This is a genomic window from Paenibacillus sabinae T27, from assembly GCF_000612505.1.
GTDB classification, from domain to species: domain Bacteria; phylum Bacillota; class Bacilli; order Paenibacillales; family Paenibacillaceae; genus Paenibacillus_AQ; species Paenibacillus_AQ sabinae.
Map to the genome: position 1 here is coordinate 4,607,038 of NZ_CP004078.1, position 25,537 is coordinate 4,632,574.

The window sequence follows — 25,537 nt, forward strand, 5'->3', positions numbered from 1 at the left end:
CGTTTACCTCTCCTCGCTGTTCTCGTTATTTTGCATGACACTTAGTACGACTTTCTGGGTCTTCCGATTGTGTTCAACCAGGAAACGGCTCGCTTCCTCCGCTTCCTTGCGGGTCATCAGCTCCACCAGATGGCGGTGCTCGTTAAGAGAACCGTCAACCATTCCGGGCTGAATTAAAAGAATACGGCGGTAACGCTCGCTCTGCTCCCATAGCCGTTCAATGATCGACATCAGTACCGGACGCTGCGCGAGACCGTAAATGAACATATGAAACTCACGGTTGGCGGCCAGGATCGCTTCGGTATCGAGACTCTCTTGATACGCAAGCTCCTCCTGTTTCTGAATCATGCCGTTAAGAAGAGTGACATCCTCCGGCGTAAGCTGCTCAGTCGCAAGCTGCACAGCCAATCCTTCCAAATTGCAGCGCACCAGATAAATATCTTCGAGATGCTGCGCCGACAGCGGGGTAACCGTTACGCCCCTGTGCGAATGCAGCAGCACCAGATCCTGGGCCGCCAGCTTGTCCAAAGCGCTGCGAACCGGCATTTTGCTCACCCCGAGGCGGGCGGCGACGGCGTCTTGGTCGATTTTCTCACCAGGAGCCAATTCGCCGGATAACACCCACTGCTTGAGAACGGAGTATACATGCTCCGACGCGGTGACAAAGGTTGGAATTCTACTCAATCATTCAGCATCTCCTTTCTAAAATTCCAAGATCGGATATTTGATCAAATATCAACGATCAATGATTACCTGTGACATAGGTCACATTGTAAAGGGTGTTTCGACAAACTGTCAATAAAAATATCTCAAATTGTTAATATATCTGTCATGTCGTCGAAATATCTTCCATAGAGTCGAAAAAATAAAAGTTTTGTCGATTTTTTTGTTGCTAATCGCACTTTTGTGTGACTATAATTACTGTGATATTTGATCAAATATCAATTTTCTATCTAATTCCGCATCAAAATCTTCAAATTACGTTAGATTTAGTAACATCACTTTCTTCGCTACCGAATGAAAAACGAGGTGTCAGCTATGCTTATTTCCCAAATCGATGTATTCAGATGCGACCTTCCGCTCTCTCCGCCGTTCACTCATTCTTCTTCCGGAACCGTCACTCACCTGAAAGAAATCTACCTGCGGATTACGGCCGATTCCGGTGTCAGCGGCTGGAGCGAAGTTCGCGGCAACTGTGAATATGTCACCGGCGACACGCCCGAAAGGGTGGCCGCCGTTCTTACGCATACACTAGGCCCCGCACTGCTCGGAAAGCCCGTGATGAACAGAAATAGGATCAACGCCCAGCTCGACAGGCTGATTAACGGAAACAGCGCGGCCCGCGCCGCCGTGGATATTGCCCTGCTTGATCTTATGGGCAAGGAGTTGAAAGTGTCTGTCGCCGAGGTTTTGGGAGGAAGGATGCGGGATTCCATCCCGAGCGACGCCACCATCGCCTTCGGCACGCCGGATGAAGCCGAAGAGGAAGCGGCCCGGTATTTGCAGGCCGGCTTCCGGACTATCAAGGTGAGAGTCGGCCCGGACCGGGCCGCTGATCTTGAACGGGTGCGGCGGGCCAGAGCCGTTATTGACTCGTTCGGGCTGGGCGGAGAAGTTCTTCTGTGTGTCGATGCCAATCAGGGGTGGACGCCCAAGCAAGCGGCCCTTCGCCTGAGGGAACTCGAAGCGCTCGGTGTAGAATGGGTGGAGCAGCCCGTGCCTGCTGACGACTTCTCCGGTCTGAAACAGGTCCGGCAGCAGACACGGGCCGCTGTCGTGGCCGACGAGAGCTGCCGCACGTGCGCAGATGTCGCCCGGATTGCCGCCGAGGGTGCGGCCGATATTGTTCACTTGAAGCTTGTAAAGGCGGGATCGGTATCCAATCTGCTGCGGATGATGGCGGTCGCCGAATCCTTCGGCATCCCGTATATGCTCGGGCAGATGGACGAGGGGCGGCTGGCTACCGCCGCTCTGCTGCAAATCGCGGCGGCATCGCGCGCCAGCCATTTTGAAGTATGGGGATTCCAGCGGGTCCGCCCCGAAGACGATCCCGCTAGTACGCTTACAGTATCGAACGGAGCCGTATCCGTTCCCGAAGGCCCCGGACTGGGAGTCACCGTCGATGAATCCCGCTTGACCCTGATTGCCAGCCTGTCCGCAGACGCAATATAAACAGCCTCTTGAATCGCGAATATACTTATAGAAGCAAAACAGCAAGCCTCCGAATGACCGGAAGCTTGCTGTTTTTTTATAATAACTATTCCCCCCACAAGCCAACACACCAGGCAACAGGAAAATTATGCATCTATCCGAAGCTACGGGCGTATTCAATGATATACCTTTAACTGAAATCATAGCCCTAAATATTGGAAGTAAGGTATCCTATATAAAGGAGGTGCGTCTTTTGAACAGCTCAAGACTTATGAAGCTGCTGGGGCTTATTGCCGGAGTTGCAGTCCTGGATATTGTAATTCTGTCTCCGGGTTTAGCAGGGGTGGAAATCGGCGGTGAAAGTGCTCTGGAGACAGCTTCGGGAGTAACCCTACTGGTTATTAGTCTCCTTGTGCTGCTGTACGGGAGTTATGCTTTACTGTTTAAACCTCCTGTTCTGACACCTGTGAAAAACATGAAAACGCATGAGGACTATATAACAGCGCTTAACCATTACAGAAATGCAAATGTGTTAAAGAAGGATATTTCTCTCTCGCTGGATCAGCTTGACCGGCTGGAGAAGAAGAAAACCACCTTATTGGACGTCCTCAGCCAAAGATTTGATCCGGCGGAGCTAAGCTACAAGAAGTTTCACTCTGTCATTGATGAAGTCGGGCAGCTTTTTTACCTGAATATCAAGGGAATCCTGAATAAGCTCAGTGTATTCGATGCTTCAGAGCTCTCCGCTTTCACCAGCGAGCAGAAGCTCGCGCAGTTTTCCAATAAACTGGTTCAGGAAAAAACCGCTCTGCACAACGAGTACTTGACCTCCGTAGCGGGATACCTTGGCGCAAATGAAGAAATTCTGCTGAAGCTAGACAAGCTGCTGCTGGAAATCTCCCAATTGGACAGCATGGATTATCAAAATATTGAGGATATGCCGTGCATGCAGGAAATGGATGCATTGATCAAGCAGACGAAGTTCTATAAGCAATGAGAGGGAGATGAGCATGGCTGGAAAAAGTAAAGCGTTTGTGGTGTTGGGAGTTATCGCAGTGGCTGTTTTTGCTCTTGTATATTTCGGGATCAGTTTAACCTCCAATTTAGGTAAAAGCCAGACACAGGTAACCGCGGAAGACGCGACCAAGCAGCTGGATAAACTGTACAAAAGCATTTCTGTAACTTCCGCGGAACCGGTAAAGGGTCAGATCGACCTTGATCCTGCATCTGTCGGCGACTCCTTGCCCGATATCTCCAAATTCCCTATTTCCGTAGCCAATACAACGGACAGTTTCATTGAAATTTTCTCTTCTACGGAGAAGTCAGGAACCGGCGTAGACGGGTGGTTGAACGAAGTAGCGACAGACTTCAACAATTCCAATTTTATGGTGAATGGGAAACCGGTCTCGGTCAAGATCCGCAATATTGCCTCGGGAACAGCCGCAGATTATATAAAGTCGGGCAAGTATGTGCCGGATGCCTTCACACCTTCCAATGAGCTGTGGGGCGAAATGGTCAAAGCGCAAGGCATCCCCATTCAGCTTGTATCGAAGCGTCTTACCGGGAATGTAGCCGGTATTGTAACAACCAAGAAAAAGTATGACGAGCTCGTGGATAAATACGGCTCCTTGAATATCAAGACGGTTACAGACGCTATTGCCAATAACGAGCTGGCTATGGGGTATACCGATCCTTTCGCCAGTTCCACCGGCCTCAACTTTCTGGTGACCGCCCTTCAGACGTTTGACAGCTCGGATTTACTAGGGGATAAGGCGGTTCAAGGGTTTGAGAAATTCCAGGCCAATGTCCCTTTCACCGCGTCTACAACTTTGCAAATGCGTGACGCGGCCAAGTCGGGAATGCTTGACGCTTTTGTCCTGGAGTACCAAACGTATGTCAATGCGCCGGATCTGAAGAGCGGCTACGTATTCACTCCTTTTGGCGTAAGGCATGACAGTCCGCTGTATGCTTTGGGCAATTTACCTCAAGATAAGCTGGACATTATCAAGAAGTTTGCGGAGTTCGCCGAGCAGGATAAGTATCAGAAATCAGCTGCGGACAAAGGGTTCAATGGTCTGCCGGATTACCACTCCGAGCTTAACGCGGTTGACGGTACCCTTCTCTCCTCCGCCCAGAAGCTGTGGAAGGAAAAGAAGAACGGGAATAAGCCGATCGCAGCGGTATTTGTGGCCGATGTATCCGGAAGTATGGATGGTGAGCCTCTCAACCGGTTAAGAGAGTCGTTATTAAAAGGTCAAAAGTACCTCGGCAGGGACAACAGCATTGGGTTGGTTTCTTACTCCAGTGAAGTGTCCATCAATCTTCCGATTGGGAAATACGACGCGAATCAGCAGTCTATGTTTGTGGGAGCCGTTAACAGCCTGCAGGCTGGCGGCGGTACAGCTACTTTTGACGGAATTGTGGTGGCCATGAAAATGCTTCAAGATGAGCTAACGGCTCACCCTGATGTTAAACCCGTAATCTTTGTCTTAAGCGACGGGGAAACGAATGAAGGGCATTCGCTCGATGAAATCAGAGGGTTAATTGAAACCTATAAAATCCCGGTATACACGATTGGCTATAATGCGAACATCCAGGCGCTGCAAAGCATTTCAAGTATCAACGAGGCGGCCAGCATCAACGCGGATACGGACGATGTTGTGTATAAGATCGGTAATTTGCTCAACGTGCAAATGTGATTTCTATTTTAGGAGGGGTTACCATGGCATTTACAATGGAAGTCGTCAATCCGGAGAAGATTAAGTCGGCAATTGAAGAGCAGGTTAAGCCTGTGCCCGAGGAAGTAGCCCAGCTAAAGGAGCTGGCGGTAAACAATGTCTCCACGATCCTGGAGCTGGATGTCGATTCACTGGAGAAGCGGAAAGAGATCCTGCAATCGATCGATCAATTCGGTATGAATACGATGCGGTCCTCGTCGGAGAAAAATGCACTTTTGCAGGTGTCTGTGGGGAATCTGTCCAGAACGGGCGATGAAGGCGGCCAAGTCGCCAAAGGGCTGACCGAGCTTCAGCTTCAGTTGAAGGATTTGGACCCGAGTGTGGTGGATTTTGCGAAGAGCGGTTTCCTGGGCAAGTTCTTTAACCCGCTGCGCAGCTACTTTGCCAAGTATCAGAAGGCGGATGCCGTTATTTCGGATATTATTACTTCTTTAGATAAAGGCAAATCTGTATTAAAAAACGATAATACGACTTTGGAATTTGAACAGCAGGCGCTGCGGGAGCTCACCAAAAAGCTGCAAAAGGAAATCCAGCTTGGCATGCTGATGGATGAAGAAATCGAATCTCAGATTGAGGCGGCAAAATCACGCAATGAGTCGGAGGATAAAATCCGGTTCATCACTGAAGAAGTGCTGTTTCCGCTGCGTCAGCGCGTGATGGATTTACAGCAAATGCAGGTAGTCAATCAACAGGGAATTATGGCGATTGAAGTCGTCATCCGAAATAACAAAGAGCTGATCCGCGGGGTGGACAGAGCCCGAAATGTAACGATCTCCGCCCTCAAAATCTCCGTTACCGTGGCCAGTGCGCTCTACAATCAACGGATCGTCTTGAAAAAGATTGAGCTGCTAAATCAAACTACCAACGATCTGATAAGCGGCACCTCCAAAATGCTGAAAGATCAAGGCGCGGCGATCCATAAGCAGTCTCTGGAAACGAGTATTTCGGTAGATACGTTAAAACAGGCTTTCACTGACGTACTGTCGGCTCTGGATTCCATCAGCACTTACAAGCAGGAGGCCCTCCCCAAAATGCGTGACACCATTAATCAGTTCAGAGAGCTGGCGGATACCGGAGAGCAGCAAATACAGCGCTTGGAGAAGGGACAGAAGCTGGGGCTGTAGCAGAAGCCCGAGCTGAAGACCCCCAGCGCCGCCCGTCTAACGGGAGGTCTCCCCGTACTCAATGAGCTTAAGCCCCAAACAAAACAGCAAGCCTCCGGATACCGGAAGCTTGCTGTTGGTATTTTCTGGTCCCTGACTGCTTACCAAACCGTCTATAAAAGAGCAAATAGAGCGGTTACATTTTTAACGCAAACTTTCACGCATCGCACCCAGCACCAGGGTATATCCGTCAGGGTCTTTAATATAGGCGTTCTTGAATTCCAAATTACCGTGTGTACCCGAAAAAGGCTCGACGGCAATATTGCCGCCATTTCGGCGCACCTCTTCGACCAAAGGCTCCAGCTCATCCCATTTGACATGGACAAAGGTGTCCCATCCGTAATCGGGACCTTCCCACTCGGTGGGATAATCCGGACGCTTCCGGGAGACGGCGTTTGGCCGGACATCATCGGGAGAAACCGCCTGCTGCAGGATAACGATCATTCCGCCTCGCTCGGCGTGCCCCCAGTCATCAACCTTACACCCGAGAACATCACGGTAATATGCCTGTGACTTTGCAAGATCCGAAACTAAACGAACTTGAATCGTAAGTCCAAAACCCTCTTTCCGCCGAGCACTCTCGCTTCGCATTGGATTTGCCTCTGCCGTTTGTTCGTTCAAGATTCTTTTCTCCTTTCAAATGATGCCTAAGATTGAGAACCCATTCTCATTATAGCCGGAATAACAGCTTCACGACAGGAATCTTTTTCAGCAGGAGCACAATCCCAAGGGAAAGAATCATTACGGCCGCTCCATTCTGTTCAATCCGCCCTTTTAATAAATACTTTGACCATAACATACAGAAGCGCCAAATGAAATATAAGCCCCACGCCAAAATCCGCAATAGCAATAAGAGGGTTGCCTTTTTCTATAGCAAAAAACGCTTCAGCCGGCCAATACGTAGGAATCCAAGCCCCCAGAAGCTGCCATGCATCTGGTACAAAATAAGCTGCCGCAGGCCCTGCAATCAGTAATCCGCCTATCTTAGATAAAGCCAAGCCTTCTACCTTATTGGCAGCAAAAGCTGCAAGGAACAAGGTGAAGCAAGGCGCTTCAATGGCTAGTAACAGGAGTATGAAGATCATTCCCAAATGAATTTCAGATCGTCCCGAAAAGATCAGATAGATGGATGAAAGTAATACACAGAGCAGGGATGGAAGAATTAACCGATATAGAATGTAGCCCCTTCGCATAAGCGGCGTAACCGCATAATAGGAAATGATATTTTCATCGCGTTCATCAAGCATTAACAGCCCGGTCATCATGCCTGTCAGCATTGGAATGGTCGACGCTAAGAAAATTGCGGTAAAGCTGCTGTACTTATAGATATCAAACGAAAAGCTGCTCATTAGCCAATCTGCGACAACCGGGAATATATATCGCGAAACAACAAGAAGAGCCAGGGGAGCAAAGAATCCTGCCATTAGTACGGGGTCCAGACCAGCATGGCGAATATCATGGATGAGAAGCGACCGGTATTTATTCATCCCCCTGCTCCTCCCCTGCCCACGCTCATCAGAACATGGTGTTCACAGGACCGCTTGGCCCATATAAAGACTGCAACATTCCAAATTAGCAATATCCCTATGGAATACAAATAATCCGTGATCGATATAGCTGAAAATGCCCCGTTCAGTAATCTTAACGTCCCTTCGGTCGGCAGCGCCAGAAAGAGCCCCGAGTTCCATATTTTCAAATAACCAAGCAGCGGAAGCACAAACGGCAGCGCATAAGCCTGAGAAAGCAGAATGAAGCTGTTAATGGTTTGACAGTGAGCCACAACTCCAATGGACAGTAGCGTCATCAAGGATGATGTCAAGACGATCCCAACAGAGAATGCCAACGGAGATACCGGAATTCCGCTTGCTGCCACGTGTATACCCCAAGCTGCCAACAGAGACAACACAGATAACGAACCCGCTTTTGAAAGCAAATATTCCCTGACACGAATTGGAGTGACAAATAAAGGATCATGGATACCCTGATCCTTTTCCAGAAGCACAATCCCTCCTGCTAAAATAAGACCGAGTGCACTGGGGTCGCTAAATGTTAACAATACAATTACTTTCTCCCGATATCCATCAGGAATAAAACGCAGCAGCACCCAATAGAACACGCAGACAACAATATAGACCCAATAGAAGCCATGGCGCCATTGAAAGCGGATATCAAAGGCAAATGCAGCCCTGAATCTCATGTCAGCTTCCTCCCGGTAACATCAATAAATATTTGTTCCAGCGAAGCTTCCATGGAATGGATCGTTTCTATGGGGTACTCCCGAATAAGCCGCAAAAATTGCTCATTCTCTCCAATACCATCCAGAGAATATTCGGCAAGACTTATCCCATTCTGATGGCGGTACTCTAACCGCACTCGCTTGTTTCCTTTTAGAAGCTTCAGCTCACGAGGAGAATCAATTAACTTGATCTGACCATCTACAATAAAAGCGACCCGGTCGCATAGCTCCTCCGCGGCTTGCATGTTATGCGTGGTTATGATTACCGTCTTCCCATTCGCTTTCTTTTCCAGAATGAGGTCCTTCATCCTCTTGGCATTGACGGGATCAAGCCCTGAAGTCGGTTCATCCAGAAAGAGGATACCGGGATCATTCAGGAGTGCCCGGCAGAAATTCAACCTCATCTTCATCCCCTTCGACAGTTGGGAAACCTTCATGTTAGCGGCGTCCGCCAGATCAACCTGCTTCAGAAGATGTATCGGTTCCTCTGTTCGTCCCGCATAGAGTGACCGAAAATGCTTCAGGTTTTCCATTGCCGTAAACTTCGAGTAGAAGTTCGGGAATTCGAAGGCTACTCCAATTTGCTCGAAATATTCCGGCCCGGTATTCCTTATTTCTGTGCCCATAACCTTAACGCTGCCCAGATATTTTTTCAAGACTCCGATTAATATCTTTTGCGTGGTGCTTTTTCCCGCTCCTGACGGCCCCAGAAATCCAAACACCTCTCCTTGCGGTATCATGAAGTCAAGTCCGCAAAGTGTAGGCTCCTGCTGGCCGGGATAGGTATAATAAAGGTCCTCCACCTGAATCATGATATCTCCCCCTTGGGATGAAAATCCTTAACCAATTAGCAGTTTCTCTTCCGGATAACGGTATTTTTGCTTCTTATTTCGCTGTGCTAGCGCAAAAGCCAAGGTCAATGGGCCGAGTCTGCCAATAAACATAGTAATAATAATGACCAATTTACCTAAGGGTGAAAGTTCAGGGGTTAATCCCATGGACATCCCTACCGTTCCGAATGCAGATGTTGCTTCAAACAGCAGCACTAAAAAGTCTTTATGCAGTCGATATTCTGTAATCGTTAAGAGAAATGCAGCTGCAATTACTACTCCCACAGAAATAGTCATAACTGCCAGTGCTCTGAATATCATTTTTTGAGATATGCGTTTTTTCAAAAGCTGCACATCTTCGTTCCCCTTCACTGTTGCCATAATGCTGAGTACCAGTACAGCGAAAGTACTTGTTTTGATGCCTCCGCCTGTCGACCCGGAGGATGCCCCGATAAACATTAAAAAAATCATGAAAAACTGGGAAGCAGGCATCATACTGGCAACGTCAATCGAATTGAATCCAGCCGTCCGAGTAACTACACCCTGAAAATATCCGGCCCAGAGTCGTTCGGTCCACGATAGCCCGCCGAACGTTCTGGTATTAAAGAGTTCGATTACGAATATTACCAGAAAGCCAACTAAACAAAGGAGTCCGGATGTAATTACAACTACTTTTGAATGAAAGGCAAGGTCTCTCCACCGTTTCTTTCGGTAAAGATCCAGAATCACAGTAAACCCGATGCCCCCGACGATAAAAAGAGAAGAGATTACCAGGTTAATTGATGGATCTCCAACATAGCGGCTCAAACTATCGGGCCACAACGCGAATCCCGCATTATTAAATGCTGAAACAGCATGAAATATCCCGTAGTAGATCGCCCTTGTCGGCCCTAGTTCATCTGCCCATCGAATGGTTAACAATGCGGCTCCAAGAGTCTCAACAATAAAAGCAATGAGGAAGATGCTAAGTGATAGACGGACAACCCCTTGCGTAGTAACTGAGTTAGCAGATTCCTGGATAAGCAGGCGCTCTTTTAATCCAATTCTTCTTCCCATCACAACGGCGATTAGCACACCAAATGTCATAAATCCCAATCCGCCAATTTGAATTAAACATAGGATCACGATTTGTCCGAATGGAGAGAAGGCCGTACCCGTATCGAGAACAACCAGTCCAGTTACACATACGGCTGAAGTCGAGGTAAACCATGCGTTGAGCCAGCCCACACTATTCCCCGTTGAAGATGATATCGGCAAAGCAAGTAATAAAGCACCTAATAATATTGGAATAGCAAAACCCAGCAGTATAATCCTTGAGGAAGTCAAACTGAGTTTACCTGTAACCATCTTCAAACCTTTTAAAAACATATTTCAGGGCTCCTATGGCATTTATTTTTGATTACCAGAGTGCATTTCCCGCTCCAATACCGGCTTCATATCATCCTGGATACTGTTCTCCCACAGCTTAACACCCGAACGGTAGGCGGCTCTCCCGTTTAAATGTCCTGCTACCGGTGATGTGATGAAGACGAACACAATGGCGATTAGCAGCTTGAAGCTGACAACCTCCACATTGAACATCATGTAAAGAAAGGCCCCTGCGAGAACACAAAGCACGCCAAGGGTCGCACTCTTGGTTGCCGCGTGAGAGCGTAAATATACATCCGGCAGACGGACCAATCCAAACGCGCTGATTCCGCAGAACAGAGCACCAAACAGTACCAGAACGGCGATAAGCCATTCACCGGCCATGTTCATCATCTCCACGTTCAATCACAACACCTCTTTCGATATATCTGGCCAAAGCCGTTGTTCCTATAAATGTCAGAATGCCTATGACAAGAATAATCTCGATAAAATCCTGTGTTCTCAGCAGCATGCCGATTACCGCAATCATAGCCAGAAGATTAATGCCTATTGTGTCGAGTGCGGCAATCCGGTCGGGACGGGTAGGACCTTTAATCAAGCGGTATGTGCAGGCTAATACGGCTAATGAGAGAATGACCAGCGCAGCCGTCAGAAGGGCTGAAACCATTACCGCGTCACCTCCCTGATCGCTTGTTCAAATGTGCCTCTAATTTGCTCGGAGAGCAGGTCCGCGTCCTCTATATCCATTGCATGGATATAGAGGGTCTGCCCGCTCCCGGATACTTCGAGGGTCAACGTTCCCGGTGTCAGACAAATCAGGCATGAGAGAAGGGTAATCTCCCAATCCGATGTAAGGCTGGTCTGATAGGCAAAGATTCCCGGACGAATGGTTAGCTTCGGACGAAGAATATGTCTCATGACCGTAAAGCCGGATACGGTTAACTCCCGCATGAACAGCAGAAGCAATTTCAGAATGGCCCACACTCGCTTGAGGTAGAAGGGCTCGAACCAAAACCTCCGCAGCAGCAGCAGTACGGCAGCGCCCAGCAGCAATCCAATCGTGAAGCGGGAGCCGGACCAATCATTATTAAGCAGCATCCACAGGAAGGCAATCATCAGGTTGAGTACAAATTGCAAGGCCATCTTCAATCTACTCCTTCATTACGGCTTCGATGTAAAGCGCGGGATGGACCAGTACGTCGCCGGCCTTCGACACATAGGAATAGACCCATTCCGCCTGAGTACCCATCACGATGACCAGAACAAGCAGTGCCGCCGAGACGGCGGCCGCACCCTTCAGATTAACCCTTGAACGCTCTCCCTTGGGCTCGTCTCCCCAAAAAGCCAATCTGAATATTTTGATTAACGAGTACAAGACCAGAAAGCTGGACCCAAGACCGATCAGAGATAGTGTGAGCATGCCGGCATCAAGCCCGCCGCGGATAAGCAGAACTTTACCAGCAAAGCCGCTGAAAGGCGGAATCCCCACAATCGCCAGCGCCAGCACAAAGAACATCCAGCCGATCAGGGGGTAACGCTTGATCAGGCCCCCCATGTCTTTCAACCGGTCCGTCCCCCCTATTGTGATCATCATCCCTCCGAGTATAAACAATAATCCCTTGGACAGCATATCGTGAAGCAGATAGAAGACCGCTCCGTTCAGCGCATCCCCGTTAGCCGCTGCAAGGCCGAAAGCCACAAATCCCACACTGATGATCACATTGTAGTTAAGAATACGCGGAATATCGTTATAAGCGACCGCTCCCAGTCCGCCCAGAATCATGGCAGCCGCTGCCATCCAGGCAATCCACGTATGCGTTACTCCCGGATCTTGAATAAATATCAGGGTAAACGTCCGAAGAACCGCATAGAGCCCCACTTTAGTTAAGAGCGCCCCGAACAGCGATCTTACGGCCGACGGCGGCGCACTGTATGATCCCGGCAGCCAGAAGAACAGGAACAATCCGGCTTTTAAAGAGAATACAATCAGGAATAGAACAGCAATCACACCCAGTACACCGCCTTGTCCCGCCTCGGCAACACGCTGTGACAAATGAGCCATATTGAGTGTGCCGGTTGCAGCGTACAGGTAAGCCACAGCCGCTACGAAGAGTGTGGACGAAACGATATTAATCAGCAGATATTTTAGCGACTCCCGAAGCTGAAGCCTCGTTCCGCCAAGGGAAATCAAGGCATACGACGATATTAGCAAGACCTCAAAAAAGACAAACAGATTAAAAATATCCCCTGTAAGAAAAGAGCCGTATACGCCAACAAGCAGAAAATGGAAGAGGACGTAGTAATAAGCCTTCTCCCTCTCGGCCTCAATGCTGCCGAAGGAATAGAGAAGAATCCCGAAGCTTGTCACCGCCGCAGTCAGCACAAGCAGAGCGGCAAACATATCTCCCACAAAAACAATGCCGTATGGCGGCGCCCATCCTCCCAAATGCAGGGTTTGAATTCCGTCCGCACGAATGCGGGAAACCAGGACGATTGCAACCGCGATATTGAACAGGGCGCTTACTGTACTGATGATACGCTGGAGCAGAATCTTCTCCTTCAGGATAACCAATAAAACAGCGGTGCACAGAGGGATTAAAATCGGAAATACCAACAGGTTGCTCATGATTCATCCCCCTTCATGCTGTCCATATCATCCGTTCCCAGTGTTTGGTGCGCCCGGTAAGCAAGGACGAGGAAAAAGGCGGTAACTCCAAAGCTGATTACGATTGAGGTTAGAATCAGCGCCTGCGGCAAGGGATCCACATAGGCTTCCGCTTTATTGCCCAGCACTGGCGCTGCGCCTGTCTTAAGTCCGGCCATCGTCATAAGAAGCAGATGGACGCCATGGGTAAGCAAGGAAGTACCCAATATCATCCGCAGAAGACTCTTTGACAGAATCAGATATACTCCGGTCATAAATAAAATCCCGATCGCCACGGCCATCATCCATTCCATTTCACTCATCCCCCCCTATTGTTAAAATAATGCTCATCGTTACTCCAACCACAGCCAAAAAAACGCCAAGATCAAACAGTACGGCTGTAGCCAGCTCGGTATCGCCCATAATCGGCAAATGGAAATGGCCAAAGGAGTGGCTTAGAAAAGGAGCTCCGAAAGCGAACGAGCCCGCTGCGGTAAGAACGGCAATAGACAGTCCCGCTGCCGTTAACATCCGGTAGTTCACCGGAAGCGCCCTGCGTACCGTTTCCATCCCGAAGGCGACCGCAAGCAGAATAAGCGCGGCTGAAGCCATAAGCGCTGCGATAAAGCCTCCTCCGGGATGATTGTGTCCGGCAAAGAACAGATAGATCGAAAAGGTGATAATGATGATCACGATGACCTTGGACATCGTCTGCAGGATCACATCATTGCTCCTGGCAGGATAAGCCGCTCTTCCGAGGGCAGCTCTGACTCCGGCCGAATTTCCGGGTTCCATTCGAAGATTGATCAGGCCATAGATCCCGAGGGATGCAGTGCCCAGGACCATGATTTCAAATAACGTATCGAAGCCCCGGAAGTCAACCAGAATAACGTTGACCACATTCTTGCCTCCTGCCAAGGAATAGCTTTCTTTAAGAAAAAACTCCGAGATAGGAGCAAACGGACTGCTTCCCATAGCTGCCAGCGCGATAAGGGTCATGGTAATGCCGACGCCGGCGGCAATGACGAGATTCGGCAATTTAAAGCTTATCGGCCTCTTCCCCTTGCTTAGCTTCGGAAGATGCCTGAAGCAAAGCAGGAACAGAATGACGGAAACACTCTCTACAATCATCTGCGTTAAAGCAAGATCCGGCGCGCGGAAGATGACGAACAGCAGCGTCACCATGTAGCCGGCCGCGCCGGTGAACAGGATCGCATTTATACGCGATTTGGCAAAAGGTACGGCCACTGCCGCCAGAACCATAACAGCAATGACGGCCATTTCATAGAAAGACAGCGGAGCATAATGGTTCATGCCAAGCGTTATGCCCTTCGCTCCGAGCATAACACTCCCCAAGGCAACGATGAAAAAGCTGAAGATATAAAGCAGATAATGCCGGACTGAGCCGGTCATATACAGATCTGTGAAGCGGCGGGACCCGCCCTCCAGCAATCGAAGTGAACCGTCATACATACGGTTCAGCAAATTCCGCGCGTTCCATTCACGGTCCAGTATCCGTAGTTGACTGTAACCTCTGAACAGCAGCGTGCCTGCGGCAATCACGCCCAGCGTCATGAAGACCTCCGGTGTCCAGCCGTGCCAGAGATGGATAGAGACGCTAAACGTTTCCTCTGGCGCCAGTAATCCGTTATGGACGGCGGCCATGGCCGGTTCGATTAACGAATAAGACAGCAGTCCTGGAAAGAAGGCGAATACCACAGCCAATGAAACCAGAACCACTGGGGAAACCAGCAGGCCAAGCGGCGCTTCATGCGGTATTTTATCCAATTGGTCTTCCTTAAGCTTTCCGGTAAATGTCTTAAAGACCAGGATCATGCTGTAAACAAAGGTGAACACGCTCGCGATCCAGGCTACCGCTGGAAACAGGATCATCCACGAGTGTCCATCCAGAACATCGAACTCCCGAATATTCAGTACGGCTGTAAAGAACATTTCTTTGCTTAAGAAGCCGCTAAGGGGAGGCAGTCCCGCCATGGAGAACGCCCCGATCACCGCTACGGAGAACGTGATTGGCATCAGGGACATTAATCCGCCAAGCCTGCGCAGATCTCTTGTATTCGTTTCATGATCGACAATGCCTACAACCATAAACAGAGATCCTTTAAACACGGCATGATTGATCAGATGGAAAATAGCCGCCGCGGTCGCCGAAGCATAAAACAGCGGTTCCTCCGCGCCGGAAGCCAGCGAAGCGGCGGAGCCGAGTCCAAGCAGGCACATAATCAGTCCGAGCTGGCTGACGGTGGAATAGGCAAGCATGGCCTTCAAATCGGTTTGTTTAATCGCTTTGAATGATCCGTATAAGAGCGTGATTAGACCCGTGAGCGAGACCAGCCACAACCACAGGTTCTGTCCGGCGAAAATGGGGCTAAGCCGCGCAACCAGATACAGCCCCGCCTTCACCATCGTGGCCGAATGAAGATAGGCGCTGACCGGAGTCGGCGCCTCCATGGCATCGGGCAGCCAGATGTGAAACGGGAATTGCGCCGATTTTGTGAAGGCGCCCAGCAAAATCAGCAGCATCGCCGGAATAATAAGCGGCTCCTGGGCCAGCATTGGTACCTGGCCGGTCATCTCGCGAATACTGTATGTTCCGCTCATTACATAGAGCAGATTGAACCCGGCGAACATCGCCAGCCCGCCAAAGACGGTAATAAGCATCGACTTCAGCGCACCGTAACGGGATCTTTCCCGGCGGTGCCAGAAAGCGATCAGCAGAAAAGACGTAATGCTGGTTAACTCCCAAAATCCGTAGAGCACCATTAAATTATCAGACAAAACCACTCCCAGCATGGCTCCCATAAACATAAGCAGATTGATATAAAAGCGGGCGAGCGCTTCCGTTTTGTTCAGATAATAGATGGAATACAAGATCACCAGAGCGCCCATACCGGTAATCAGCAAGGCAAACAAAAGACTGAGGCCATCCAGATATAACGAAATATCGATACCCAGCGAAGGCATCCAGTGTATGCTCTCCCGCGTATAGTTTCCTTCCTGTACGTCAGGAATTCCCGTTAGAAAATACAGGAACAGCGCAGCCGGAATCGGCAGAACCACCCAACCCGGATGAATGCGCGATAGACGCTTGACAAGCGGAATCAAGGCAGCCAGCAAAAATGGAATCAAAATGGCAGCATGCAGCACAGACGAGCACTCCCCCTATACAGACATTATTTTTTATGAATCTTGAACTAATGCGGCTTTATCCATTCACCCTGTATAATTCTCAAGTACTGCGGTTCGCCATTCGCCACCGTTTTGAACAGCCCGTTATTAAAATCCGTGTGCAGTTCCCGGAAAAATATCCCCTTGATCGTCTCGCTTCCCTCTTCCTGCTCACTAAGCACGTAGCTCTCCCCCTGCTTCACCAGAAAAGCCGTAATCCCCTTCTCATGGGTTTCCTCCAGCATATCGGGATAGCGCTGGACGGCTACAATATGAAGATCAATCGGACCAAGCTGCTCAATCAAATCGTTAATAAAGCTGCCTTGGGTAATCTCTTCCCACAGGGTCCGGCCGGACTGTCCAATAACGATTTGTGTGATTCCCCTCTCCCGGGCCGTTTCCGCAATGACATCCGCCGTCCTTCTTCCAAGGCATTTACGGATCAGAAATTCTCCGCCAGCCTCTTTGGTCAGCTTCTCCCATGCCGAGAGATACCGCTCCCTATCCGCGTTGTACTCAAAATCCCTGGATGAGTCCACATTAAGTACGGTTAAAGGAGCTCCGAGCAGAAGGGACAATCGACTTCCTCTTTGAATTAAACGCTGGCCGTGCGGTCCGTAATGGACACACACCATAATACTTTCATTGTTCGGTTCCACAGTCATTTTCTACGCCTCCTGCTTCAGTTTTCCCGAAAAAACGCAAAAAGAGCCCGCAATTGGCAGGCTCCTCCTAGTTAACGAATTATACAATTAATATAAATTATATCGGCCGCAGAGGGGATTGTAAAGAGATTCTCGCAGAAAATAACGGTATGCCCGATCATCTTACAGGGAATCCTTTGTACAAAGGAGTGATTTCCATGTTCATTCGCAAGGTTATGATATGTTCTGGCCTCTTCATCCTCTTGCTTGCGCTGGGATGGAGGCTTGAACAAAGCATGAATGCATTAAAGATTCAGGGCCTTCCGCCAAACACTGCATATGAAAGCTATAGATCCCGCTCCGCAACTAACGCTGTACCTGCTCCTGTCAGCATGCCCTTTCTTCCGCGTGAATATGTACGGATCGTACGCAAAACGGCTGTATCTCCTCATCCGCTTTCCGAGTAAATTGCCCGAACAGGCTCATGACTGCCCCTCTCCATGCTTCCGTCATCTATTTCATAGCCGGAATAATAGCTTCACGACAGGAAATTTCTTGAGCAGCAGTACAATCCCAAGGGAAAGAATCATTACGGCCGCTCCATAGATCAGGTTGGCAAGCAAATTCGTACTAAAGGGCAGCAGTTTATAGTAAGGCAGCGTAAACCAGCCGACAATGACATGAATGAGATAAATCCCCAGCGTATTCGAGCCGATGATCTCCATTCCCTTTGACAACCGGGGAGATTTGCCCTGTTTGTAGCGGGAGGACAGGATAAAAAGACCTGCGGTAACGATAAGGGTCATTAGGGTATCGTACCCGTCAAAAACCGTATCGAATACTACCCCGTTCGACTGACTCATGATTAGCCCATATCCGAGCAGCACAATCAGAGCGGTCAGAATGATCCCCGTCAGCACCGGACTGCTGGGCCTGCGGAAACGGTTCTTTTGCAGCCTGGCCTGCAGCCAGCCGCCCAAGATGAAGTATACGATCGAAAAGGCGTAGAAGCCGTTGAATACGTTAAATTTATTGAAAAAATTATAATTCTTATCCAAATAATTGACGTTCATTACCCATTCCGCCGTATTGGCGAGATTACTGAGAAAGACGTTCCCGAAAGTGAGCAGAAAAGCCGTGCCGAAGAAAAAGTACAGCGGCCCTTTATCTTTTTTATCGTAGACTTCTTTAATCAAGGGGAACAGGATATACAGACAGACCAGCGTCTGGAGGAACCATAGATGGAATATTCTATACTGCTTCCATTCGAGCAGGGCTTTGACGAACTGAACCGCTGTGTAGCTGTCGCCTTTAATCGGGATCAGCACCGCCAGGGTAAGAATGCCCCAAACGACCGTCAGAATGCAGATCATGAGGATTTTGTATACATGCTTGCGGAGACTATAGCTTCGGTTCAGCATCAGCGCTCCGTTTACCATGAAGAACAGCGGCACCCCGGCGCTGGCCATGCCTAAGATTCCATAATTTAAATAGGTAAAAAAGGAAGGATGGTTCAGAATATCAATCGGAAGATTGTTGAAATGATAAAAGCAAACCAGATAAATGGCCATTGTCTTGATCAAATCCAAATAGATGAATCGCTCCCTGGGCCTGATTTGGGAGATGCCTTCCAGTTGGGACGTTTGAACAGGCTTGAAAGAGGCTCCTGTCGCCATCCGCTCCTCACCTCGGCTTCCGCAGATTTACAGCCTATCCGTTTTCGGCAGGCCGCCTGCCTCCATTTTATCAATGGGTCCTTGCTGCGGCATTCTCCCTTTAGGTGATTTTGAGTAACTCTATGTGGTGATGCGGGAACAGGAACAGTATGTTAGGGGGCGATTATTTGAATATAGTGACGGATACTAGTCTGCCGTTCCCCTTGGATTCCTCATAGATAATCGGCACCGTCCCGGTCGGAAACGGCACCTCGAATCGGTAGGCGCCAGTTTTCTCGTCGCTTTTCTCCGGTAGTTCCCTGCTCTCGTAGCTCCCCTGAACGCCGGCCTTCGTCATAAACTCCAGCGTCCTCTGCACACTGGCATTCTCGTATCGGCTCTGCAGATACTCAGTCCACCCCCGCTCATCCCAATCGGGAACTTTCACGCGTACTCCGGCCGCCCGCATCGTCTCCAAAATTTTGACGACCATGCTCCCGTCCCCTTCCTGCATAGCTGCTGCGAGCGGCAGGTATGCCCGGTTAAGGGTCGCTAAGAAACTGTTTTTGTTTTTGGCGCTAAGCAGCTCAAAGACATCCTCTTTCCGTTGTTCCGCAGTGAACCAGTAAGCGTGAAGATCAATCGGATTGACCTGACTTGTACCTGGGATCAGATACCGCCCGTCATCCGAAACACGGAATACCTCTGTTGATCCGAAACGTGTCGGGTATTGCAGTATAAATATGTTGCTGCCGTTCCCGCTTACCATCATTTGGACGGACAGCGGCTCACTAGACCGCGTCCTTCCCGGAAGGATCGACACGGAGCCATTCAAGCTGGAGTAGTAAAAGCTGCCGTCCCGCGCTGTCTCCCGGACAAGCCGGTACATCAGCCGGCTCTTGCGCGTGAACGGCTGCACACTAATGTTAGTCGTGGTTCCGTTTACGGTTCTGATTTCCTCATTTAGCAGCCAAGTAATGTCGGCTATGCCCCGTAATTCTCTTGGGGACCGCCCGCCAGACAGGTCTGGAAGCCGCATAGCAATGCGAAAATCACCTGTCCGCCATTCGTAAGCCGTATAGCTCATCTCCGACGCATAGAAGACATCAGAGAAATTCGTATTGTAAGAGATGCCAGCGAGCCGCTTTTTACCGCCAAAATCAACCGCGCTGAGGTGCCGGCCGGAAGCTGATAGAACACCCGCTGTGACCAGCACCGGCACGAGCAGGATGGTAATATAGGTTGATATTCGTCCAGCCCCGGCCTCCCCGAAGGGCAAATGCGGAGTCTTTTCCCCGTCCTCCCGCAGCTTTCCTTCCAGCCTTTCCATAAGCTCGGCGATTAGAAAGGTTCCGACCACTGCATAAGCGAGCAATGGTATCGCATATCCCATAGGCTGGGGGAGAGAGCGCAGCAGACTGAAGATCAGCGTACACAGCATGGCGGCCAGAGCAAGCGGCAGCAGCGTCCTGAAATAACGCCGGAACAGGCCCGGTGCCTCGGCAAAGGCTTCACTGAGAGAGAGGTCCTGTAGGACGATCAGATAAGGCGTGAGCGAAAAGAACAGCAAAGCAACGATCAAAATGATCCCAAACGGGAAAAAGACCGCAGCCAGAAAAAATGTCACTGCGTACAAGACAAGCTGAAACACCGACCATCCCAGCATATCCTTGAAATACCGGCGTCCGCATTGGATCAGCGGGACCATCCTTTGACTCTGGACCCATCCTTTTATACCGCCAAGGTACATGCCTCTGATAAAGCTTTGGACCACCAACACCGCCGCCGACACCAGAATTGCCGCTATGCCCCATACCGGTTTCCCGGCTTGAAGCTGAGTGTAGGGAACTTTCAGATCCGAGAGAGAAGGCATATAGAGCGGGATGGTCGCGTTGAACCCGCTCGTCTGCGCAGCGGCGCCCGATACCGTTACCGGCAGCTGAGCGTATGGAAATACGGAAAACCCGACATAAATGCCAAGCCCAACCAGAGCCGATATAAACACTTCGAACGCCAAAACTAAAACAATCAATCGTATGTAAGCCAAACCGGCACCTCCACAAATTCATTATTTTACAATATAATCCATTCATTGTATTCGACTAATTTGTGGAAGTGTCCTGCCTGCCCGTACTGCTTAACGACACACCTGGTCTAGCGCTGCCATCTTTAGCGATTCCGATTACGAATTAAAGCCAACCGGCTGAGTCCGCCATACACGATCTATATTGATCATTTGCTCATTATTCCGCCGGGTATCCCGTAATATGTGATGCAGCCGGGTACACATTATTGAGCTTGCTGGCAGACTTCGATTACAATCTTCCCCCGCGTCCGGCGGCTCTCGCTTCGTTCATGGGCTTGGCGGGTGTCCTTAAGCGGCACCACCGTATCGATTACAACCCGCAAGCGTCCTTCGTCGAACAACTGACTGAGCCGTTCCAGATCTGCCGCCGTAATTTGCAGCAGGCGCACCGGCAGAATACGGACTGCCCGTTCGGCAACTCTGTCCACGGAATATTGGCCATAGGTGACCGGCACCAGGCTTCCGCCCGGCTTTAGCGCATTCAGCAAGCGGTCCCCCTCCGCTCCCCCAACCGTGTCCAGCACCAAATCGGCGGCTAGCGGCAGCTGTTCGATCGGTGTCACGGTATAATCGATGAACTCATCCGCACCTAGTTCCCGAACAAAGCCTTCATTTCTGCCGGAAGCAACGCCGATAACCTTCGCTCCATTCAGCTTGGCAATCTGAACGGCAAAGTGTCCTATGCCTCCCGACGCTCCATTGATCAGCACCGTCTGGCCCGGCTTCAGTTGTCCCTGCTCCGTCAGCGCATGCCAGGCCGTGAACGCCGACATGGGCACTGCAGCAGCTTGTATATGGCTAAGGGGTTCCGGCTTGCGGGCAAGCTGCGACTCGGGCACGGTCACATATTCCGCGCAGCCGGCGCTGTTCGCGGTCATGCCGTATACAGCCTCGCCCTCCCGAAAACGTTCCGCCCCCGGTCCAACCGCTGCAACGATCCCCGATACATCCCAGCCGGGGATGTAAGGAAGGGGGAAAGCATCGCCGGCAAGTCCCGAACGGATTTGCCAGTCCCCTGGATTGATGCCAACCGCGTGGACCTTAACCAGCACCTCGCCCGCGGAGGCCTTCGGACGCTCTACCCGCTCATACTGCAGCACCTCCGGCCCGCCATGGGCATGATAGCGAATTGCGTTCATCGTTTCTGTTTCAGCCATACAGCATCCCGTCCTTTCTTTCCGTTCCGGAAAAATTCAACATTTGTTTGTATAATAGTAAAAAGATAAAGGCCACGATTCAATAAACAATCCTGCCCCTCTTTCGTTTAACCGACAAATGGCCCTGTTTGTTGAATACAAAAGGAGAGATTTTCATGGAAGCGCGCAATAACAAACCCGACAGACGTATCCAGCGGTCCCGGCGGCAGCTCAAACAAGCGTTTATGGAATTGATGAGAGAGAAGGGCTTCTCCGCTATCACGATTCAGGATATTACGGACCGTGCCGATGTTAACCGCGGAACGTTTTACACACATTTTCCCGATAAATACGCCTTGCTCGAGACGATGATAAGGGAAAAATTCCAGCGGCTGCTGGAAACCAGTCTTCCCTCAAACGCCGATTGGGATCAGACCCATCTGCGCATCCTGATCCAGACTGTTCTGGAGCATTTCAAAGAGATGAACAACCGTTGTTATCCGATTGATACCGTGAATCCGTTGTTTGAACGCACTGTTCAGGAGGAATTATATTCGCTGCTGCTTCATTGGCTGAAGCAAAGCCCTGCTGACCCGGCCAATCGGCCGTTCCCCACCGAAACCTTGGCGTTAATGACAAGCTGGGCGATATTCGGGGCGGCGGCGGACTGGAGCAAGGGAACAAGCCGGTATACCCCCGAAGAGATGACCGAGCAGGTTATGTCGGTTCTCACTGAAGGTATGAACCGACAGTTCCGCGGGTAACCATTGGATCGTTCCTCCGCCTACCCCTCCGAAATGCCATAGCGCTCGTAGAAGCGGCGGAGCGCGGGCGGCGCCCACCAATTGGCCCTGCCTGCCAGCTTCATGAACGCGGGCACCAGCACCGAGCGAATCAGGGTGGCGTCGATCAGCACAGCCAGTGTCATACCGACCCCCAGCATTTTTAGAAACACAACCTCACCTGTCCCATAAGCAGCGAACGTAAAAGCCAAAATCACTGCCGCAGTCGTAACCAGAGACCCGCTCTTCTGAAGTCCCCGAGCCACGGATTCCTCCAGATCGCCGGTTCGGTCGTATTCCTCTTTAATCCGGGACAGGATGAACACCTCATAGTCCATGGACAGGCCATACGCAATGCAGAACATCAGAATCGGAATGCTCGGCTCGATGGAGCCGGCCGGTGTAAAGCCGAGCAACCTGGAGAAATGCCCCTGCTGGAACACCCAGACAAGTGCGCCAAACATTATAGTCAGACTGAGAAAATTAAGCAGCGTCGCTTTCAACGGCAGCAGAATGCTCCCTGTCATCAGGAACAGGATGACAAACGTAATGGCGAGGACGAGGACAAGCGCAACCGGGATTCTCTCCAGCAGCTTTTCGCGGAAATCGGTCAAATCCCCCGGATATCCCCCTACCATGACCTCAAACGGCGCCGCCATTGCCCGGATTTCCCTTACCAGACCGGGAGCATCGGCGCTGATGGCTGATCCGTAAGGAATGACCGTTAGAAAGGTGCCTCCATCCGCTCCGGCAAACCGGGCGTGGGCCGCATTGGCAGGCGTAATCAAGCGCCCCTCGGCGTAGGAACCGGCCAGAGAATCCACCTGAATAATACCAGAGACCTTCGATAACCGCTCCGCATAAGCCGATATGTCCGCCATTACGGCTGACGGGTCCTTGACTTCGGAGGCGACAACCTGGATTGCATCCGTCTCCTCGGCAGGAAAACCGGCCATCTTCTGGTCTTCGACTATTCGGCTTGTAGCATTGGCCGGTAGCACACGGTGATCGGGGAGGCCGAACCGCAAATCCAGGACGGGAGAACCGAGCAGCAGCAAAATAAGCATCGCTGCGCCTCCGTACAGTACGGGACGGCGCATCACCGCTTTGGCCCATCTATACCACCAGTCCCCCCGGGATCGGGAAGATCCGGGGCTGGCCGTAGATGTTCCCGTTTGGGAACGACGGGCAAGCCGGGGACCAAGTACGGCGAAGAACGCGGGCAGGATGAGCACCGAACCGATAATGCCCGACAGCACCACCATTACGCCGGTATAAGCGAAAGACTGGAGGAATGGGAAGGGAAAGACAAACAGCACCGAACAGGAAGCAGCGACCGTAATCCCGCTGAAAATAACGGTTCGTCCGGCCGTCTCCACCGCAATCACGGCTGAAGCATGGGCATCCTTCCCCGACGCGAGCTCTTCCCTGAACCTGAAGATCATAAACAGCGAATAATCAATGCCAAGACCAAGCCCCATGACCAAGGTCAGATTGAGCGCAAAAGTCGATACCTCTGTGAACGGAACAACGGCGGCCAATCCGGCCAGTGTGCCGACCATCGCGAACAATCCCACGCCGATGGTCAGAGCCGTCGCCCTGAAGCGCCGGTATACCAGCAGCAGCAGGACAAATACCCCAGGCAGTATGATCATCTCCGCCCGGGCAAAATCCTGACGGGCGAGCCCCGCTGCCTGCCGGAATATTTCGTCCTGCCCGCCCACCTCGACCTTGAGAAGCTCAGTCTCCCGGGTGAATTTTGGGGATAAGCTAGCCAATGCCGTCCTCGCTTCCGTTACCGTGCCTTTCAAATGCGCCAAAATAAGCGCTTGTGTTCCATCCTTGCTTCGCAGCGTCTGCGTTCCGCCGCGGGACCAGTACGAGGCCGCTTGCTGAACGGCTTCTTCTCCTGCTAATTCGTCGGTAAGCGCAAGTCCCGCTTCCCGAATGTCCGGGCTGTCGATCGTGCCATGCTTTGCCGTGACGAGCAGCGCCAGATTCGGACTGCCGGAGCCGAACCGCTGCTCAAGCGCCTTACCCGCCTGATACGATTCGGAGCCCGGCACTTCCCATCTGCTGAGGGAGAGCTTGCCAACGGTTCCGGCGCCGATAACAGCAGAAGCGACAAACACGATAACGCCCAAAATAATGACCGGCCACCTGGCCTTTACAATAAAATGTCCGAGCGACCGCAGCACCGTATTTCGGGATAATGCCAAAGTTTCCTTGCGGTATCCATGTGGCCTGTCCATCATTCATCTCCTCCAGAAATTTGTTTGATCAATCAAACAATAACCTTTAAAAAAAATTGCCGCCCGTTCATCTCTATTTTTGAACACTGCTAACATAAGCGGCAATCATAGCGGCTAGGGTATCATATGCGCCGTCGTAATCGAAACCTTCGTCGCACAGCCGCTGCAAAGCAAGGCCATCGAAGACAGACAGCAGGATCGGGGCCAGCGCGCGGGAATGCTCTTCCGGGAGCTTGCCAATGGACTCGATCAGCTCGGCCAGGTGCCCGCGTTTGCTTGCAAGGGTATCTTTGATGCTGCCGGATACCGCTTCGTTCCTCAATCCCAGGGCGAACAATTCATAACGAAGCTTGATCCATGAAGGGTTCTCCTCGGCTCTAGATTTCGGGACGCTCAGTACCGATTTGATTTTCTCCTCGTCCAGCGGACTGTCGCTGTGGCTTCGCACGAACGGCAGCGATTCGCAATATCTCTCCGATTCGCGGCGGAATACTTCGGCGAACAGCAAATCCTTGCTGGAAAAATAGTAACCGATCAGCCCCTGCGCCACTCCTGCAACGCGGGCGATTTCTTTCGTGGAGGCTTCATCGTAGCCTTTTTCCGCCAACACCTGGTAGGCTGCGTCGATAATTCTCTGCTGTTTATCCGGCTCGGTCATCTTAA

The 25,537-nt window shown here is 50.8% G+C and carries 23 protein-coding genes; 5 read left to right on the forward strand and 18 right to left on the reverse strand.

Annotation, left to right across the window (positions count from 1 at the left end):
- Positions 1–3 precede the first annotated feature (3 nt).
- Positions 4–684 (reverse strand): GntR family transcriptional regulator, encoded by a 681-nt coding sequence (locus tag PSAB_RS21270; RefSeq protein ID WP_025336590.1) that lies wholly within the window; start codon positions 682–684, stop codon positions 4–6.
- A 354-nt stretch (positions 685–1,038) separates the two neighbouring features.
- Here PSAB_RS21270 and PSAB_RS21275 point away from each other — a divergent pair, with 354 nt between their 5' ends.
- The 4 genes from PSAB_RS21275 to PSAB_RS21290 all read left to right on the forward strand — a co-directional run bounded on the left by PSAB_RS21275 (position 1,039) and on the right by PSAB_RS21290 (position 6,013).
- Entirely contained in the window at positions 1,039–2,172 is a 1,134-nt protein-coding gene (locus tag PSAB_RS21275) for a mandelate racemase/muconate lactonizing enzyme family protein (RefSeq protein WP_025336591.1), read from the forward strand.
- A gap of 223 nt (positions 2,173–2,395) precedes the next feature.
- Positions 2,396–3,148, forward strand: coding sequence for a hypothetical protein (locus PSAB_RS21280; RefSeq protein WP_338045055.1), 753 nt, complete (start codon positions 2,396–2,398; stop codon positions 3,146–3,148).
- Between the two features lie 13 nt (positions 3,149–3,161).
- On the forward strand, positions 3,162–4,850 hold the full coding sequence (locus PSAB_RS21285) for a vWA domain-containing protein (protein WP_025336593.1): 1,689 nt from the start codon (positions 3,162–3,164) through the stop codon (positions 4,848–4,850).
- 23 nt (positions 4,851–4,873) lie between these two features.
- Positions 4,874–6,013 (forward strand): toxic anion resistance protein, encoded by a 1,140-nt coding sequence (locus PSAB_RS21290; protein ID WP_025336594.1) that lies wholly within the window; start codon positions 4,874–4,876, stop codon positions 6,011–6,013.
- 183 nt (positions 6,014–6,196) lie between these two features.
- On the opposite strand, the gene PSAB_RS21295 is transcribed toward PSAB_RS21290, so the two are convergent.
- The 15 genes from PSAB_RS21295 to PSAB_RS21370 form a co-directional block, all read right to left on the reverse strand.
- Positions 6,197–6,673 carry a VOC family protein gene (locus PSAB_RS21295; protein ID WP_025336595.1) on the reverse strand — a complete coding sequence of 159 codons (477 nt, stop codon included), beginning with the start codon at positions 6,671–6,673 and terminating at the stop codon, positions 6,197–6,199.
- Positions 6,674–6,813: 140 nt separating this feature from the next.
- Complete coding sequence (locus PSAB_RS21300) at positions 6,814–7,539, reverse strand: ABC transporter permease (RefSeq protein ID WP_025336596.1); 726 nt, start codon at positions 7,537–7,539, stop codon at positions 6,814–6,816.
- Positions 7,536–8,249, reverse strand: a complete 714-nt coding sequence (locus tag PSAB_RS21305; protein ID WP_025336597.1) for a fluoroquinolone export ABC transporter permease subunit — start codon at positions 8,247–8,249, stop codon at positions 7,536–7,538. Before PSAB_RS21305 ends, PSAB_RS21300 begins: the two co-directional genes overlap by 4 nt.
- Entirely contained in the window at positions 8,246–9,100 is an 855-nt protein-coding gene (locus tag PSAB_RS21310) for an ABC transporter ATP-binding protein (protein WP_025336598.1), read from the reverse strand. Before PSAB_RS21310 ends, PSAB_RS21305 begins: the two co-directional genes overlap by 4 nt.
- 27 nt (positions 9,101–9,127) lie before the next feature.
- Complete coding sequence (locus PSAB_RS21315; RefSeq protein WP_051529802.1) at positions 9,128–10,486, reverse strand: TrkH family potassium uptake protein; 1,359 nt, start codon at positions 10,484–10,486, stop codon at positions 9,128–9,130.
- Between the two features lie 21 nt (positions 10,487–10,507).
- On the reverse strand, positions 10,508–10,876 hold the full coding sequence (gene mnhG, locus PSAB_RS21320) for a monovalent cation/H(+) antiporter subunit G (RefSeq protein WP_025336600.1): 369 nt from the start codon (positions 10,874–10,876) through the stop codon (positions 10,508–10,510).
- Positions 10,860–11,153, reverse strand: a complete 294-nt coding sequence (locus PSAB_RS21325; protein WP_025336601.1) for a Na(+)/H(+) antiporter subunit F1 — start codon at positions 11,151–11,153, stop codon at positions 10,860–10,862. The genes mnhG and PSAB_RS21325 overlap by 17 nt, the downstream gene beginning before the upstream one ends.
- Entirely contained in the window at positions 11,153–11,629 is a 477-nt protein-coding gene (locus PSAB_RS21330; RefSeq protein ID WP_025336602.1) for a Na+/H+ antiporter subunit E, read from the reverse strand. The genes PSAB_RS21325 and PSAB_RS21330 overlap by 1 nt, the downstream gene beginning before the upstream one ends.
- A 7-nt stretch (positions 11,630–11,636) precedes the next feature.
- Positions 11,637–13,112: a Na+/H+ antiporter subunit D gene (locus PSAB_RS21335; RefSeq protein WP_025336603.1), complete on the reverse strand. Its 1,476-nt coding sequence runs from the start codon at positions 13,110–13,112 to the stop codon at positions 11,637–11,639.
- Complete coding sequence (locus PSAB_RS21340; protein WP_025336604.1) at positions 13,109–13,444, reverse strand: Na(+)/H(+) antiporter subunit C; 336 nt, start codon at positions 13,442–13,444, stop codon at positions 13,109–13,111. The genes PSAB_RS21335 and PSAB_RS21340 overlap by 4 nt, the downstream gene beginning before the upstream one ends.
- A 1-nt stretch (position 13,445) precedes the next feature.
- Positions 13,446–16,298: a Na+/H+ antiporter subunit A gene (locus PSAB_RS21345; protein WP_025336605.1), complete on the reverse strand. Its 2,853-nt coding sequence runs from the start codon at positions 16,296–16,298 to the stop codon at positions 13,446–13,448.
- Positions 16,299–16,345: 47 nt separating this feature from the next.
- On the reverse strand, positions 16,346–16,984 hold the full coding sequence (locus PSAB_RS21350; protein WP_025336606.1) for a universal stress protein: 639 nt from the start codon (positions 16,982–16,984) through the stop codon (positions 16,346–16,348).
- Positions 16,985–17,481: 497 nt separating this feature from the next.
- A complete protein-coding gene (locus PSAB_RS21360) occupies positions 17,482–18,639 on the reverse strand; it encodes an acyltransferase (RefSeq protein ID WP_025336608.1) in 1,158 nt (385 codons plus the stop codon).
- 163 nt (positions 18,640–18,802) lie between these two features.
- Entirely contained in the window at positions 18,803–20,665 is a 1,863-nt protein-coding gene (locus tag PSAB_RS21365; protein ID WP_025336609.1) for a hypothetical protein, read from the reverse strand.
- A gap of 242 nt (positions 20,666–20,907) precedes the next feature.
- Entirely contained in the window at positions 20,908–21,861 is a 954-nt protein-coding gene (locus tag PSAB_RS21370) for an NADP-dependent oxidoreductase (protein WP_025336610.1), read from the reverse strand.
- Between the two features lie 155 nt (positions 21,862–22,016).
- Between PSAB_RS21370 and PSAB_RS21375 the strand changes: the two genes are divergently transcribed.
- Complete coding sequence (locus PSAB_RS21375) at positions 22,017–22,604, forward strand: TetR/AcrR family transcriptional regulator (protein ID WP_025336611.1); 588 nt, start codon at positions 22,017–22,019, stop codon at positions 22,602–22,604.
- A gap of 20 nt (positions 22,605–22,624) precedes the next feature.
- Here the strand turns inward: PSAB_RS21375 and PSAB_RS21380 are convergent, their stop codons facing one another.
- A complete protein-coding gene (locus PSAB_RS21380; RefSeq protein ID WP_025336612.1) occupies positions 22,625–24,877 on the reverse strand; it encodes an MMPL family transporter in 2,253 nt (750 codons plus the stop codon).
- 70 nt (positions 24,878–24,947) lie between these two features.
- On the reverse strand, positions 24,948–25,532 hold the full coding sequence (locus tag PSAB_RS21385; protein WP_025336613.1) for a TetR/AcrR family transcriptional regulator: 585 nt from the start codon (positions 25,530–25,532) through the stop codon (positions 24,948–24,950).
- Positions 25,533–25,537: the final 5 nt, after the last annotated feature.

Bases quoted from the DNA above. Each gene is read 5' to 3' on its own strand.
- PSAB_RS21290 (WP_025336594.1), top strand. From the start codon at position 4,874: ATGGCATTTACAATGGAAGTCGTCAATCCGGAGAAGATTAAGTCGGCA.
- PSAB_RS21275 (WP_025336591.1), top strand. From the start codon at position 1,039: ATGCTTATTTCCCAAATCGATGTATTCAGATGCGACCTTCCGCTCTCT.
- PSAB_RS21380 (WP_025336612.1), bottom strand. From the start codon at position 24,877: ATGATGGACAGGCCACATGGATACCGCAAGGAAACTTTGGCATTATCC.
- PSAB_RS21385 (WP_025336613.1), bottom strand. From the start codon at position 25,532: ATGACCGAGCCGGATAAACAGCAGAGAATTATCGACGCAGCCTACCAG.
- PSAB_RS21310 (WP_025336598.1), bottom strand. From the start codon at position 9,100: ATGATTCAGGTGGAGGACCTTTATTATACCTATCCCGGCCAGCAGGAG.
- PSAB_RS21305 (WP_025336597.1), bottom strand. From the start codon at position 8,249: ATGAGATTCAGGGCTGCATTTGCCTTTGATATCCGCTTTCAATGGCGC.
- PSAB_RS21300 (WP_025336596.1), bottom strand. From the start codon at position 7,539: ATGAATAAATACCGGTCGCTTCTCATCCATGATATTCGCCATGCTGGT.
- mnhG (WP_025336600.1), bottom strand. From the start codon at position 10,876: ATGAACATGGCCGGTGAATGGCTTATCGCCGTTCTGGTACTGTTTGGT.
- PSAB_RS21315 (WP_051529802.1), bottom strand. From the start codon at position 10,486: ATGTTTTTAAAAGGTTTGAAGATGGTTACAGGTAAACTCAGTTTGACT.
- PSAB_RS21325 (WP_025336601.1), bottom strand. From the start codon at position 11,153: ATGGTTTCAGCCCTTCTGACGGCTGCGCTGGTCATTCTCTCATTAGCC.
- PSAB_RS21340 (WP_025336604.1), bottom strand. From the start codon at position 13,444: ATGGAATGGATGATGGCCGTGGCGATCGGGATTTTATTTATGACCGGA.
- PSAB_RS21350 (WP_025336606.1), bottom strand. From the start codon at position 16,984: ATGACTGTGGAACCGAACAATGAAAGTATTATGGTGTGTGTCCATTAC.
- PSAB_RS21360 (WP_025336608.1), bottom strand. From the start codon at position 18,639: ATGGCGACAGGAGCCTCTTTCAAGCCTGTTCAAACGTCCCAACTGGAA.
- PSAB_RS21375 (WP_025336611.1), top strand. From the start codon at position 22,017: ATGGAAGCGCGCAATAACAAACCCGACAGACGTATCCAGCGGTCCCGG.
- PSAB_RS21335 (WP_025336603.1), bottom strand. From the start codon at position 13,112: ATGAGCAACCTGTTGGTATTTCCGATTTTAATCCCTCTGTGCACCGCT.
- PSAB_RS21370 (WP_025336610.1), bottom strand. From the start codon at position 21,861: ATGGCTGAAACAGAAACGATGAACGCAATTCGCTATCATGCCCATGGC.
- PSAB_RS21285 (WP_025336593.1), top strand. From the start codon at position 3,162: ATGGCTGGAAAAAGTAAAGCGTTTGTGGTGTTGGGAGTTATCGCAGTG.
- PSAB_RS21330 (WP_025336602.1), bottom strand. From the start codon at position 11,629: ATGGCCTTGCAATTTGTACTCAACCTGATGATTGCCTTCCTGTGGATG.